Genomic DNA, 14,177 nt, shown 5'->3' with positions numbered 1-14,177 from the left:
CTCCAGCGCAGCCCAGCACAGCCCGTTGCAGCCCAGCGCAGCGCGACCGCAGTCTACGCAGCCACCCCCGCGGCCCAGGGGTGCCCCTTTCGGACAGATCGGGCCCGGGCCGCCACCCCGGCCGCCTAGAATGGATCGTTCCGCGTCACGCGCACGAGCTTTTGCAGGGGGCCCACCATCACCGCCAGCGACTCCGCCACGGAGGGGGTCACCAAGGAGCTCCGCGGCGCAGCCCGTGGGGGAGCGGTCACGCTGGCCGGTTCCACCACCAGCAGCGTCATGGGGTTCGTGCTGGTCGTCGTGCTCGCCCGCCAGCTGGGCGCCGAGGGCTCCGGCGTCGTCATGCAGGCCGTCGCCTCGTTCATGATCGGGCTGAGCCTCGCCCGGCTCGGGATGGACACCACCGCGGTCTGGATCATCCCGAGGCTGCGCACGGAGGCCCCCGAGGAGGTGCGCGGCGCCTGCTTCGGACTGCTGGCCAGCGCCGCGGTCGCCGGTGCGGCCGGAGCGGCGGTCTGGATGGTCGCCACCCTGCTCATCCCTGACACTAAGGTGGCCGAGGCGATCACCTCGATCGCCTGGGCGCTGCCTCTCGGCTCGGTGATGCTGGTGGCGCTGGCCGCCACGCGCGGGCTGGGCGGCGTGCTGCCCTTCAACCTGATCGGGAACATCGGGGTCCCGACGGCGCGGCCGCTCGCGGTGCTGGTGGTGACCGCCCTCGGCGGGTCGGTGATCGCCGCCGCGCTGGCCTGGGCGGCCCCGCTCGTGGTCGGGGTGCTCGCCGCCCTGCTGGTGCTGAGCCGCCAGGTGCGCCGCTTCGAGCGCCGTGAGCTGGCCCACGGCCGGATGCTCCCGACGGCGGCCCTGCAACGGCGGATCCTCGGCTTCGCGCTGCCGCGCACCCTCGCGTCCGCACTCGAGCAGTCGATCATCTGGTTCGACGTGGTCCTGGTCGGCATCATCGCCGGGCCGGCCGCCGCCGGCGTCTACGCCGCGGCGTCGCGGTTCGTGAGCGCCGGGGTCATCGTGCTGACGGCGCTGCGGATCGTGGTCGCCCCGCGGTTCAGCGCCGCCCTGGCGGCGGGCAAGCACGCCCTCGTGCAGGAGCTGTACGTCGTGACCGCCGGCTGGATCCTGCTCTTCGGCGCGCCGATCTACGTGCTCCTGGCGGTCTTCTCGCCGACGGTGCTCGAGCTGATGGGGCCCGACTTCGACGACGGCGTCCTGCCGATGCGGGTGCTCTGCCTCGGCGCGGTCATGCTGCTCGCCGGTGGCAACATCCAGTCGCTGCTCCTGATGTCGGGCCACAGCGGCTGGGGGGCGATCAACAAGGCCACGGTGTTCACCGTCAACGTGGTGCTCAACCTCGTCCTGGTGCCGCCGCTCGGCATCCTCGGCGCCGCGATCTCGTGGGCGGCGTGCATGTCGCTCGACACCACGCTCGCGATGGTGCAGGTCTTCCGGTTCACCGGCATCCGCCCGGCGGTCGGCCGCATCGGGGCGATCGTGCTCGCGGTGGTCGGGTGCGTCGGCGTGCCGTCGGTCGTGGTGGCGTGGCTGTGGGGCAACCACCTCGGCGCGCTGCTGGTGGCGGCTGCGCTGAGCGGCGTCTGCCTGCTGCTCTACTGCCGCTGGGACGCCGAGCGGCTGCGGATCTCCGAGCTCCGGGCGCTCCTGCCGGGCGGCCGGAGCCGGGTCACGCGCTCCGGCTGAGCCAGGGCGCCGTGACGCCCTGCTGGGCGAGGATCGGCTCCAGCGCTTGGCGGTCCTGGGCGTAGAACTCCTCGAGCTGCGCCCGCGCCCGCGCCGACAGCGCCGGCGGACGGCCGTCGTCGAACCGGCTCAGGACGGTCCGGTCGAGCCCGACGACCGCGGCGTTGTAGGCCCACCCGAGCGGCGACGGCTTCCGCGGACGGCGGAGCCGGAGGTCGGCGGAGTAGTCGTAGACGAAGCGGTTCTTGGTGCGCAGCAGCCGCAGCCGGAACGGGGAGTAGACCCCCTTGTTGGAGACGTACGACGTGGTGTCGGGCACGAAGGAGGTGTCCACCCCGAGGAACTCGAAGGCCGACCGGAGCGAGGGCTCGGGCTGGGCCGTGAGCGTCTTCTGCTCGAAGACCTTGAGCTGCTCGACGGGGTAGTGCTCGAGGTAGCGCGACAGGTGCTTGCCGTAGAGGCCGTAGTCGAGCACCTCGGCCGACCGCGGGTAGCGCGCGGTCAGGGTGCCCGCGACCAGTGCCTCGAAGGCCTCGTCGAGCGGCATCAGCGGCGCGAACCCGTGGCGCACGTAGTGGTAGTACGCCGACACCGCGCGGGCAACCGGCTCCCGGATCACGACCAGCAGCCGGGCGTCCGGGAGGTACTCGTGGAGCCGGGCCGGCACCTCCGGGTGGCCGAGGTAGTCCGGCCGCTTGATCCCGCGCAGCGTGCTGCCGACCGGGGAGGAGAACAGCTCCGGGAGCGTGGCGACGGCCTCGGGGCTGTAGAACGGGTCCTCGAAGTACCGGACCTCGCCCTCGGCGATCTCGATCGCCGGGTGCTGGGCGAGCTGGTCCTGGAGGAACGTGGACGCGGACTTCTGGGCTCCGATCACCACGAAGTCCGGCATCCCCGCTGACGTGTGGGCGGGTCGGCCCACCTGGTCCCCCTCGGTCATGGTCGTGGATCCTAGCGGCTCAGGACCGCTTCCAGATCTTGAACGAGGTCACCGAGACGGTGGTCTCGTCGAAGGCGGCGCCCGGGTTCGGGACGACCTTCGTCGAGGCGCCCTGACCGATCTGCAGGGTGATCCGGGGGTACCAGGTGCGCCCCTCGACCTCCATGATCCGGTTCCACCAGCCCTTGTCGGCCGCGGTGAAGGTGCTGATCTTGCGGCCGTCGATCCAGACCGTGATCGAGCCCGGCAGCTTCTCCACGGTGTAGGTGTGGACCGCGTTGGGGTCGAACCAGGAGTTCGACTTCAGCAGCAGCGGCTTCTTGATCGAGTCCTGCGTGGCGCCGTACTCGTTGTGCATCGTGATCGCGACGCGCTTCTGGTCGCCGGTCCACATGCCGCCCATCCACTCCATGACGTCGATCTCGCCGTCGGAGGCGTTGTTCGGGCGGAACCACAGCAGGCAGGGCCAGATCCCGGAGGCGTCCTCGAAGGAGCCGGTGACCTCGGCGCGGAAGTAGTTCGGGACCACGAGGTTGCCGGACTTGCCGACGATCTCACCGGAGGTGTACGGCCGGCTGTAGCCGGACTCCCGCTTGCCGAGGATCTTGAGCCCACCCGACCCGGCGGTGACGTTCTTCGCCATGTTGATCGAGTTGTCGTTGGACTGGGTCTGGTTGTTGTAGACCGTCCAGCCGGTGAGGTTGTCGAACGTCGTCGAGTAGCTCAGCGCCCAGCCCTTGGGGTCGACCGGCGTCGGCGTGGGCGTCGGCGTGGGCGTCGGCGTCTTGGTCGGGCTCGGAGTCGTGGTCGGCGACGGCGTGGGGGTGGTCGTGGGCGACGTGGTCGGGGTGGTGGTCGGGGTGGTGGTCGGGGTGGTGGTCGGGGTCCCGGTCGGCGTCTCGGTCGGGGTCTCCGTCGGGGTCTCCGTCGGGGTCTCGCTCGGGGTCTCCGTCGGCGTCTCGACCGGCGTCGGGGAGCCGGGCGCGGAGGCCGACCACTTGCGCAGCGGGGTGCGCAGCACCTTGCTGCGGCGGCCCTCGGAGCCGACGAGGATCTTGCGGCCGTCCTTGGTGACCTCGAGCGACTCGCCCTGCGACAGGCGGGGCTTGGTCAGGATCGTCGGGTACGCCGACGGCGAGCCGGCGAACACGTAGACGTACTGGTAGTTGGTCAGCACGATCGTGCGGCCGTCCGGGGTGAACGAGCCGGCGGTGACCTGCGGGGGCGCGGCGGCCACCCGGGTGAGCACGTTGGTCCGGGTGCGCGAGAGGCGGACCGGGGCGGCGTAGATGGCCGCGTCCTCCTTCTGGCTGCTGACCACGTAGACGCGGCCGGTGCGCGGGTGCACGAGGAACGCCTCGGCGTTGCGGCGGCCGTCCTCGAAGCGGAACCGGAAGGCGGTGGCGTCCACGGCGCGGTTCTTCAGCTTGCGGGGCTCACGGACGCGGTAGGCCACGACCTCGTTGCGGTCCCAGCTGTTGTCACCGATGTCGGCGACCCAGATCTTGTGGCGCGGCCCGGGCGCGATGTCCTCGACGTCGACGGTCCGGACGCCGCGCAGCCGGAGCGTGGCGCGGGTCTTGCCGTTGCCGGCGACGGCGTAGATGCGGGCCTTGTCGCCGCTGTCGTTGTGGGTCCAGAGGACCGGGCGGCGGTAGGTGCTGCGGGCGAGGCCGCTCGACTCCTGGATCCGCGGGTCCTTGATGACCCGGTCCAACGAGTACGACGCGACCCTCGCCGCGGGCTGCACCACAGGCGACGACGAGGTCGTGGTGACGGCCGCCGACGTGACGAGCGGCGTGGTGGCCGCTGCACACGCCGCGACGGCGATGCTCACGCAGATCTTGCGCACGGACTGCCTCCCAACAGTGGTGTGCCGGGCCCCTTGGCTCCCACCCGGGGCCTTCTCGAGCCGGAGCCCGAGGCGTCCGGCTTCCGTGCCGAACGCGACAAATACGACTTTAGGTCCCAAATCGCCCGGGACTTTGGTCTTTCAGGGGAAAAACGCGGCCGGACTGGACATTTGACTTATCGGCAGCGGTGGAGCGCGATATGAGAGGGTGTGCCGCATGACGCGCGACCTCCCCGATCCCGGCCCCGCAGTGGCCGACGACCACGCGTTCGCCGCCTGGCTCGCCACCTCGGCCGGCGAGGTGCTCCTGGAGGTCCGGGGCCAGGGGCTCGAGGGGCGCGCGCTCAAGGACGCGGGCGACCTCGCGGCCCACGAGCACCTCATGGCGCTGCTCGCCGAGCACCGGCCCGACGACGCGGTGCTGAGCGAGGAGGGGCGCGACGACAAGGAGCGGCTCTCCTCGAAGCGGGTCTGGATCATCGATCCCCTCGACGGCACCCGCGAGTTCTCCGAGCCGCCGCGTGACGACTGGGCGGTCCACGTCGCGCTCTGGGTCGACGGCGACCTCGCGGCGGGCGCGGTGGCCCAGCCGGCTCTGGGCCAGACCTTCTCCACCCTCGAGCCGCTGGTGGTGCCGCCCTCGACCGCGAGCCGGCCGCGCATCGCGGTCAGCCGCACCCGCCCCCCGGCGTTCGTCGAGCGGCTGGCCGAGGAGATCGGCGCCGAGCTGGTCCCGATGGGCAGCGCCGGGGTCAAGGTGCTCTCGGTCGCCCGCGACGTGACCGACGCCTACGTGCACGCCGGTGGTCAGTACGAGTGGGACTCGGCCGCGCCGGTCGTCGTCGCCCGGGCGGCCGGGCTGCACACCAGCCGGGCCGACGGTGCCCCGTTGCACTACAACCAGGACGACGTGCTGCTCCCTGACCTGCTGGTGTGCCGGCCGGAGCTGGCCGGGACGATCAGCGAGTTCGTCCGCCGCTACTGGGCGGAGAACCCGGAGGGCTGAGCGGCCCCCGGGCCCCGAGACGCGACGACGCCCCCGGCTCCTCAAGAGCCGGGGGCGTCTGTCCGGGTGTGGGGCCCGACCTCAGCGGGGCATCGGCATCCGGTAGATCGGGCTCTGCCGCCCCTCGCTGCCGACGAAGATCGAGCGACCGGACCGGGACACGGTCAGCGACTCGCCCTGCGCGGTCTTCGGCTTGGAGAGCTTGCGCGCCTTCCCACCGAGCTTGGAGTAGACGTATGCCGAGCCGTAGGTGCCGATCACGATCTTCCTGGCATCCCGGCTGAAGGCGGCCGCGGTGACGATGTCCGGCGCGGACGCGACGCGGGTCAGCTTGTTGATCGTGCCGCTGCGCAGCACCTCGGGGGCACGGTAGACCGCGGCGTTGCCGGAGGCCTTGCTGATCACGAAGAGCCGGCCCGTGCGCGGGTTGACCATCAGCCCCTCGGCGTCGTGGGCGCCGTCGGGGTAGTCGAGGTCGAAGCGGGTCGCCTTCACCGACTTCACCTTCAGGTTCTTCGGCTCCTTGATCCGGTAGACGGTGATGTGGCTGCGGCGCCGGCCGTTGTCACCGATGTCGCCGATCCACAGGGTGTTCCCCGGGCCGGAGCTGATGTCCTCCCAGTCGTTGGCCGAGGCGCCCTGGATGTTCACCACGGCGCGGGTCTTGCCCTTGCGGCTGATCGCGAAGAGCCGCGGGCCGTCGCCGCTGTCGTTGTGGGTCCACAGCAGCGGGCGCTTGTAGGTCGACCGGGAGAGCCCGCTGGACTCCTTCACCTGCGAGTCGGCGATGCGGCGGTCGAGCGAGTACTCCGCGGCGCCGGCGCCGGTGGCCGGGACCAGGGTCAGGGCGAGGGCGCCGGTGGCGGTCGCCACGGCGGTCCTGGCGGCGAGGTTCCTCATGAGGTTGCCTTTCCGGAGATGGGGGCGTGCGGGGGGGTCGGGGACAGGGCGGAGCCGGGTCCCCGGCCTCTCGGGGACGTGGCCCGTCGACCCGGGCCGCAGGAGCGGCCCGGGGAAGGGGGTCAGCGCATCGCCTCGCGCCACGCGGCGACGCTCGGCTGGTCGCGGAGCTCGAAGTCGCCCTTGGTCGTGGACTGGAAGTACGTGACCCAGGCTGAGTTGTGCTTGTCCAGGTACTTCGCCGTCGCCCGCAGCCAAGCAGCGCGGCCGGTGCCGGCGGAGTCACCGGGTATGCGCACTGTGCCCGTCTCGGCGACGCCGAAACGCTTGCCGGCCGCCTTCGAGGCCCGCACCACGGGGCCGAAGATCTCCCGCGGCGTGCGGTAGCTCTTGGCGTCGCCGTTCGCCCCGTTGTAGGGGTCCCAACCGAGCACGGAGACGAACCGCGGGCCGGGGTAGTAGTCGCGCCAGTCGAGCTTCGACCTCGGGTCGGCGGTCCAGCTCATCAGCACCAGCGTCGGGTACAGGTTGTCGCGGCAGTACGACGCCGCGATCCGCACGACCCGGCGGAACGCCTGGCGGAACTCCTTGGGGGTGAACTCGCCGCGCTTCACCTCGTCCTCGGGCTCGTGGAAGAGGCTGTAGAAGATCGGCTGCTTGCGCGGCGCGGTCTTGAAGTAGTTGCGCAGGGCGGCGTCGTGGCGGCCGGAGTTCACCTGCTTCGGGTCGAGCTTGAGCGAGGTGACGATCCAGCGCTTGCCGAACCACTGCGACCGCTCCTCCCACGCGTAGCTGCGCGGCATCCCGGTGTCCCAGGTGCGGATCACGGGGATCCGGGTGCCGAACCGCTTCTGCTCGGACTGCAGGTCCTGCTGGAGGTTGCTGTGGCCACGGGTGCTGAGCCCGATGCCGAACTTGGTCGTCTGGTTCTGCCACTTCGGCGCCTTGCGGCACGCGGCGGAGGCCTGCGAGGCCGGCGGCTGGTCGCCGATCGACACCACGGGCACCAGGGTGAGGAGGAGGAAAAGGGCGGCGAGCACGCCGACACGCTTCAACAGCACAGGGGGACGCTCCCAACGTCTCTCGAGGTCCGCCGGTGACGCTCCCAACGTCATGTGTGGGCGGGTCTTTGGTCCCGCCCCCGGCAGCCGCCGACCATAGCCAAGTCACGTTCGGGTTCGCAGCGCATCGCGAACGAAAGTAAAGTTTGTCCGGTTATGCACCGGCTGAGGATCGGTCCCGGTCTAGGTCGATTTGCTGATATCGAACGGACTGCGTTACCCCGACGCGTCCGGGGCGGGACGTCACTCCTCCGGAGGGTCGACGCCCTCCCGGTCGGCCCACTCCAGCAACGGGGCGAGGTCGAAGACCGCCTCGTCGATCCCTTCGTGGAGGTCGCCGAGCTCGGCGAACCGCGCCGGCACCGTCGCGATCGTGAGCTCGCGGGGCTCCACGTCGGCGACCTCCTCCCACCGGATCGGGGTGGAGACCGTCGCCTCCGGGTTGCCGCGCACGGAGTAGGCCGCGGCGATCGTGTGGTCGCGGGTGTTCTGGTTGTAGTCGACGAACAGCGCGTGCGGGTCACGGTCCTTGCGCCACCAGGTGGTGGTCACGTCGTCGGGCGCCCGGCGCTCCACCTCGCGGGCGAACGCCAGCGCGGCCCGGCGTACGTCCTGGAAGCCGTGGACGGGAGGGATGCGCACGTAGACGTGCATCCCGTTGCCCCCGCTGGTCTTCGGCCACCCGACCGCTCCCAGCTCGTCGAGCACCTCGTGGACGACGTGGGCGACCCGGCGGACGGTGGCGAAGTCGCACAGCGGCCCCGGATCGAGGTCGATGCGCCACTCGTCGGGCTTCTCGGTGTCGGCCCGTCGGCTGTTCCACGGGTGGAACTCGACGGTCGACATCTGCACCGCCCAGATCACGCTGGCCAGCTCGGTCACGCAGAGCTCGTCGGCGGTGCGGTCGAAGCGCGGGAAGTGCACGCGCACGGTCTCCAGCCACGGGGGCGCGCCCTGCGGCACCCGCTTCTGGTGCACCTTCTCCCCGGAGACCCCGGTGGGGAACCGGTGCATCATGCAGGGCCGCTCGTAGAGGGCCCGGACGATGCCGTCGCCGACGGAGAGGTAGTACTGCACCAGGTCGAGCTTGGTCTCCCCGCGCGCCGGGAAGTAGACGCGGTCGGGGTTGGTGACGCGGACGACCCGGTCGTCGACCTCGACCTCGACGGCGGGCGACTTCGAGGCCACCCGGGTCAGCCCTCCGTCTGCGGATCGGCGGTGTGGGCGGGGTGCCCCTTGCTCCGGCGCTCCTCCTTCATCCGCGCCTCGTAGAGGTGGCGGATGCCGCCGGTCAGCTCGCGGGACTCCCGCTCCACGTCGCGGAAGAAGTCGTAGTAGGTGTCGTCGAACTCCTCGACCACCTGGAAGGTCCAGCGGCCGTCGAGCACGTTGCGGCCGACCAGCTCGCGCGCCAGCTTGTCGGCGAAGTCGGGGTGCCCGGCGTCGCGCAGCATCTCCGCGGCCTCCTCGACGAGGAAGTCCGCCCGCCCCATCAGCTGGTGGAAGGTGTAGAGGTGCCCGCGGGCGCGCTCGATGTACTCGAACCCCTCCGAGAGCTTGCCGACCGCCTCGATCGTCTCGTCGCTCACCCCGGAAGGGGCCTGGTGCTCGGTGGCGCGGACCGGGTCGGACATGGACACCCTCGCTCTCGTTGGCTCGGCGACCGCCTTCGACGGCTGCGTAGACTCGATCTAACCCCCTCCCGCCAACGTGAGGGGGCTTTCGTGGTGTCCACCCGTGCGGAAGGTACGTCGTTGAGCCTGAACGGTCTGGCCGAGCTGGTGCTCGCCGAGCCCACGCTGCGGACCGCCGTCGAGGACGCCCGGGACGGCCGGGTGGCGACGCTCGACCTCACCGGCCCCGGCGCGCTCCGCCCGTTCGTGGTGAAGGGGCTGGTCGACGCCGGCCGCACCGTGCTGGCGGTGGCGGCGACCGCGCGGGAGGCCGAGGACCTCGTCGAGTCGCTCGGCTGCGTGCTCGACCCGGCCGACGTCGCCTACTACCCGGCGTGGGAGACGCTGCCGCACGAGCGGCTGTCCCCGCGCAGCGACACCGTGGGACGCCGGCTGGCGGTGCTCCGCCGGATCGTCCACCCCGGTGACGACCGCTCGAACGGCCCGGTGAAGGTGGTCGTCGCGCCGGTGCGCTCGGTGCTCCAGCCCCAGGTGCAGGGGCTCGCCGACCTCGAGCCGGTCGAGCTCGCGGTCGGCCAGGAGGTCGAGCTCGAGGACGTCGTCCGCCGGCTCGCCGGCGCGGCGTACCACCGGGTGGACCTGGTGGAGCGGCGCGGCGAGTTCGCGGTGCGCGGCGGCATCGTCGACGTCTTCCCGCCGACCGAGGAGCACCCGCTGCGCGTGGAGTTCTTCGGCGACGAGGTCGACGAGGTCCGCTCCTTCTCGGTCGCCGACCAGCGCACGCTGGACAAGGTCGACCGGCTCTGGGCGCCGCCGTGCCGGGAGCTGCTGCTCACCGACGAGGTCCGCGGCCGCGCCCGCGCGCTCGGCGAGCGCCACCCCGAGCTCCGCGAGATCACCGAGAAGCTCGCCGAGGGCCACGCGGTGGAGGGGATGGAGTCGCTGGCGCCGGTGCTCGTCGACTCCATGGAGCTGCTCGTCGACCTGATGCCCCACGACACCCACGTACTCGTGCTCGACCCCGAGCGGGTGCGGACCCGCGCGCACGACCTGGTGGCCACGAGCGAGGAGTTCCTCCAGGCCTCGTGGGCGGCCGCGGCGTCGGGCGGCAAGGCTCCGGTCGACCTCGGCGCGGCGTCGTACCGCACCCTGGGGGACGTGCGCGAGCACACGCTCGGGCAGCGCAAGGCATGGTGGCAGCTGAGCCCGTTCGGCGTCGACGAGGCCTCCTCGGACGAGGTGGTCTCGACAGGCTCGACCACCCTCGACGCGGGGGTGACGAGCCGGGCGATCCCGATCCGGCCCGCGGAGACCTACCACGGCGAGGTGGAGCGCGCGGTGGCCGACATCCGGGCCTGGCTCGCGACCGGCGGCCGGGTGGCCGCGGTCTACGAGGGGCACGGCCCGGCCGAGCGGATGGTCGAGGTGCTCCGCGAGCACGACGTCCCGGTCCGCTTCTCCGAGAGCCTCGACACCGCCGACGACGTGCCGCCGGGCGTCGCGGTGGTCACCTGCGGCACCTTGATGCACGGCCTCGTCGACGAGGCCCAGCACCTCGCGGTGGTGACCGGGGAGGACATCGTCGGGCAGCGCGCGTCCACCAAGGACATGCGCAAGATGCCGACGCGGCGCAAGAAGCAGATCGACCCGCTGGAGCTCAAGGCCGGCGACTACGTCGTCCACGAGCAGCACGGCGTCGGTCGCTACGTCGAGATGAAGCAGCGGATGGTGCAGGGCGCCACCCGCGAGTACCTCGTCCTCGAGTACGGCGCCTCCAAGCGCGGCGCGCCCCCGGACAAGCTCTACGTCCCCACCGACCAGCTCGACCAGGTGACCCGCTACGTCGGCGGCGACGCGCCCTCGCTCGACCGGCTCGGCGGCGCCGACTGGGCCAAGCGCAAGGGGCGCGCGCGCAAGGCGGTCCGGCAGATCGCGGCCGAGCTGATCAAGCTGTACGCCGCCCGGCAGGCGACCAAGGGTCACAAGTTCGGACCCGACAGCCCGTGGCAGCGCGAGCTCGAGGACGCGTTCCCCTTCGTCGAGACCCCCGACCAGCTGAGCACCGTCGACGAGGTCAAGCGCGACATGGAGCGCGAGATGCCGATGGACCGGCTGGTCTGCGGCGACGTCGGCTACGGCAAGACCGAGATCGCGGTGCGGGCGGCGTTCAAGGCGGTGCAGGAGGGCAAGCAGGTCGCGGTCCTGGTGCCGACGACGCTGCTGGTGCAGCAGCACTACTCGACCTTCGCGGAGCGGATGTCGACCTTCCCGGTCGTCATCAAGGGGCTGAGCCGGTTCCAGACCGACAAGGAGGCGAAGGAGACCCTCGCGGGCGTCGCCGACGGCTCCGTCGACATCGTCATCGGCACCCACCGGCTGCTGAACCCCGACATCGTCTTCAAGGACCTCGGGCTGGTCATCGTCGACGAGGAGCAGCGGTTCGGCGTCGAGCACAAGGAGCAGCTGAAGCGGATGCGCACCGCGGTCGACGTGCTCGCGATGTCCGCGACGCCGATCCCGCGCACGCTGGAGATGGCGATCACCGGGATCCGCGAGATGTCGACGATCACCACCCCGCCGGAGGAGCGCCACCCGGTCCTCTCCTACGTCGGCGCCTTCGAGGACCGGCAGATCGTCGCCGCGATCCGGCGCGAGCTGCTCCGCGAGGGCCAGGTCTTCTACATCCACAACCGGGTGCAGTCGATCGACAAGGCGGCCGCACGGATCCGCGAGCTCGTCCCCGAGGCCCGGGTGGTCACCGCCCACGGCCAGATGGGGGAGCACCAGCTCGAGCAGGTGATGGTCGACTTCTGGGAGAAGCGGTTCGACGTGCTCGTGGCGACCACGATCGTCGAGTCCGGGCTCGACGTCTCCAACGCCAACACGCTGATCATCGAGCGGGCCGACACCCTCGGGCTCAGCCAGCTCCACCAGCTCCGCGGCCGCGTCGGGCGTGGCCGCGAGCGCGCGTACGCCTACTTCCTCTACCCGCCCGAGAAGCCGATGACCGAGACCGCCCACGAGCGGCTCGCGACGATCGCGCAGCACTCCGACCTCGGCGGCGGCATGGCGATCGCGATGAAGGACCTCGAGATCCGGGGCGCCGGCAACCTGCTCGGCGGCGAGCAGAGCGGCCACATCGCCGACGTCGGCTTCGACCTCTACGTGCGGCTCGTCGGCGAGGCCGTCAACGAGTTCAAGGGCGAGGCCCCCGAGGAGGCCACGGAGATGCGCATCGAGCTCCCGATCGACGCGCACCTCCCGCACGACTACGTCCCCAGCGAGCGGCTGCGGCTCGAGATGTACAAGCGGCTCGCGGAGGTGCGCACCGACGACGACGTCTCCGCGCTCCGCGAGGAGCTCAGCGACCGGTACGGCGAGCCGCCTGAGCCGGTCCGCAGCCTCCTCGAGGTGGCGCGGTTCCGGGCGCGTGCCCGCCAGGCCGGGCTCACCGACGTCACCGTGCAGGGCAACTACGTGCGGTTCGCCCCGGTCGAGCTCCCCGAGTCGGGGCGCGTCCGGCTGCAGCGGCTCTACCCGCGCAGCGTCGTGAAGGACAACCTGCGTACGATCTTGGTGCCGCGGCCCAAGACCGCAGCGGTCGGCGGCCAGCCGCTGCGCGACGAGCCGCTGCTGGCCTGGGTCCGGGAGGTCGTCGACGCGGTGGTCGACCGGCCCGCCGTGCCGGCGTGACCCGAGTCCCGTGAGGTGAAGGAGAGCTGCTCGTGAGGGTGTTCCGCCCCCGTCCCCGGACCGCCACCCCCCGGCGCGCCCTCGCGCGCACCGGAGCCGTGGCCGCCGCGGCGGCGCTGCTGCTCTCCGGCTGCGGCTCCACCGCGCCCGGTGTCGCCGCCCAGGTCGACGGCCAGCGGATCACCGACGAGCAGGTCGACGACTTCGCGGAGGTGCTCTGCGCCCTCGGTGGGCTCCCGGGCACGGCGTCGGGCACACCGACCACCGAGGCCCGCTACAACGCGCTCTCGATCCTGCTGGTCACCGAGCTCGCCCGGCAGGTCGGCGACGTCGGCTCGGTCGACTCCGAGGACCTCGCCGCGGCCAAGCAGCAGATGACCGCCGGCCGCGACCAGGTGCCCGAGGACGCGCGCGACACCTTCGACGAGGTCGCGGGGGAGTACCTCGAGAGCCAGTTCGCGCTCATCGAGCTCGGTCGCGACTCCCTCGAGGAGCAGGGCAGGAGCGCCGAGGAGATCACCGACGACCAGGCGTTCCAGGAGGGCGAGCGGCTGCTCCAGGAGCACGCCGCGGAGATCGACATCGAGGTCGACCCCCGGTACGGCAGGCTCCAGGACGGCGCCCTGGTTCCCGACGACGGCTCGCTCTCGGTGCCGGTCTCGGAGTTCGCGAGGAGCGCGGCCGAGGCGCAGCCCACCGAGGAGCTGGTCAGCCAGCTGCCGTCGTCGCAGAAGTGCGGCTGACGCTCCCGTGACCGAGGGCAGCGCGCCGACCGGCGCGCGGTTCCTCGAGCTGGTCGAGGTGATGGACCGGCTCCGGGCCGAGTGCCCGTGGGACCGCGAGCAGACCCACCTCAGCCTGGTGCGCTACCTGCTCGAGGAGACCTACGAGACGATCGAGGCGCTCGAGACCGGCGACCGCGACCACCTCCGCGAGGAGCTCGGGGACCTGCTGCTGCAGGTCGTCTTCCACGCCCGCATCGCCGCCGAGCAGCCCGACGGCTTCGACATCGACGACGTGGCCGGTGGCATCGCGGAGAAGCTCGTCTACCGCCACCCGCACGTCTTCGCGGGCCTCGAGGTGGCCGACGCCGACGAGGTCGACCGCAACTGGCAGCGGCTCAAGGCGGCCGAGAAGCAGCGCACCTCCCCGGTCGAGGGGATCCCGCCGGGGCTGCCGGCGCTCGCCTGGGCCGACAAGGTCGCCGGCCGGCTGGAGACCGCCGGGGTCGACGTCGCGTCGTACGTCCGGGGCGAGGGGGTGGGCGCCCGGCTGCTCGCCCTCGTGCTCGAGGCCCGCGCCGCGGGGCTCGACCCGGAGCAGGAGCTCCGTGCGGAGACCCGCCGGCTGATTTCCGGCGCTTCTGGCTGACGTACGC

At 71.9% G+C, this 14,177-nt stretch carries 11 protein-coding genes; 5 read left to right on the top strand and 6 right to left on the bottom strand.

Features of this window, described 5'->3' with window-relative positions:
• The first annotated feature begins 177 nt into the window (after positions 1-177).
• Positions 178-1,713, top strand: coding sequence for an oligosaccharide flippase family protein (locus tag FIP57_RS02325; RefSeq protein ID WP_148571534.1), 1,536 nt, complete (start codon positions 178-180; stop codon positions 1,711-1,713).
• Here the strand turns inward: FIP57_RS02325 and FIP57_RS02320 are convergent.
• Both FIP57_RS02320 and FIP57_RS02315 read right to left on the bottom strand, forming a co-directional pair.
• Positions 1,697-2,653 (bottom strand): sulfotransferase family protein, encoded by a 957-nt coding sequence (locus tag FIP57_RS02320; protein ID WP_148571533.1) that lies wholly within the window; start codon positions 2,651-2,653, stop codon positions 1,697-1,699. The two genes, FIP57_RS02325 and FIP57_RS02320, sit on opposite strands and share 17 nt — an antisense overlap.
• Before the next feature lie 19 nt (positions 2,654-2,672).
• The gene (locus tag FIP57_RS02315) at positions 2,673-4,505 is read right to left on the bottom strand and encodes a glycoside hydrolase family 16 protein (RefSeq protein WP_148571530.1); all 1,833 of its coding nucleotides are present in this window, start codon (positions 4,503-4,505) and stop codon (positions 2,673-2,675) included.
• A 217-nt stretch (positions 4,506-4,722) separates the two neighbouring features.
• Here FIP57_RS02315 and FIP57_RS02310 point away from each other — a divergent pair, with 217 nt between their 5' ends.
• A complete protein-coding gene (locus FIP57_RS02310; RefSeq protein ID WP_148571528.1) occupies positions 4,723-5,511 on the top strand; it encodes a 3'(2'),5'-bisphosphate nucleotidase CysQ in 789 nt (262 codons plus the stop codon).
• 81 nt (positions 5,512-5,592) lie between these two features.
• Here FIP57_RS02310 and FIP57_RS02305 read toward each other — a convergent pair whose 3' ends face one another.
• The 4 genes from FIP57_RS02305 to FIP57_RS02290 form a co-directional block, all read right to left on the bottom strand.
• On the bottom strand, positions 5,593-6,411 hold the full coding sequence (locus FIP57_RS02305) for a hypothetical protein (RefSeq protein ID WP_148571526.1): 819 nt from the start codon (positions 6,409-6,411) through the stop codon (positions 5,593-5,595).
• A 122-nt stretch (positions 6,412-6,533) separates the two neighbouring features.
• Positions 6,534-7,472 carry a glycosyl hydrolase gene (locus tag FIP57_RS02300; RefSeq protein WP_162529656.1) on the bottom strand — a complete coding sequence of 313 codons (939 nt, stop codon included), beginning with the start codon at positions 7,470-7,472 and terminating at the stop codon, positions 6,534-6,536.
• Positions 7,473-7,715: 243 nt separating this feature from the next.
• A complete protein-coding gene (gene ligD / locus FIP57_RS02295) occupies positions 7,716-8,660 on the bottom strand; it encodes a non-homologous end-joining DNA ligase (protein WP_148571522.1) in 945 nt (314 codons plus the stop codon).
• Between the two features lie 5 nt (positions 8,661-8,665).
• Complete coding sequence (locus FIP57_RS02290; RefSeq protein WP_148571520.1) at positions 8,666-9,106, bottom strand: hypothetical protein; 441 nt, start codon at positions 9,104-9,106, stop codon at positions 8,666-8,668.
• Between the two features lie 120 nt (positions 9,107-9,226).
• On the opposite strand from FIP57_RS02290, the gene mfd reads away from it, so the two are divergent.
• From mfd to FIP57_RS02275, 3 genes are read left to right on the top strand one after another with little or no spacing between them, the layout of a single operon-like run.
• On the top strand, positions 9,227-12,799 hold the full coding sequence (mfd, locus tag FIP57_RS02285) for a transcription-repair coupling factor (protein WP_148571518.1): 3,573 nt from the start codon (positions 9,227-9,229) through the stop codon (positions 12,797-12,799).
• 32 nt (positions 12,800-12,831) lie between these two features.
• The gene (locus FIP57_RS02280) at positions 12,832-13,542 is read left to right on the top strand and encodes a hypothetical protein (protein WP_148571516.1); all 711 of its coding nucleotides are present in this window, start codon (positions 12,832-12,834) and stop codon (positions 13,540-13,542) included.
• Between the two features lie 7 nt (positions 13,543-13,549).
• Entirely contained in the window at positions 13,550-14,170 is a 621-nt protein-coding gene (locus FIP57_RS02275) for a nucleoside triphosphate pyrophosphohydrolase (protein ID WP_238993217.1), read from the top strand.
• Positions 14,171-14,177: the final 7 nt, after the last annotated feature.

This window comes from Nocardioides caldifontis (assembly GCF_008087345.1).
GTDB lineage: Bacteria > Actinomycetota > Actinomycetes > Propionibacteriales > Nocardioidaceae > Marmoricola_A > Marmoricola_A caldifontis.
This window is presented reverse-complemented; position numbering and strand designations above follow the sequence as displayed.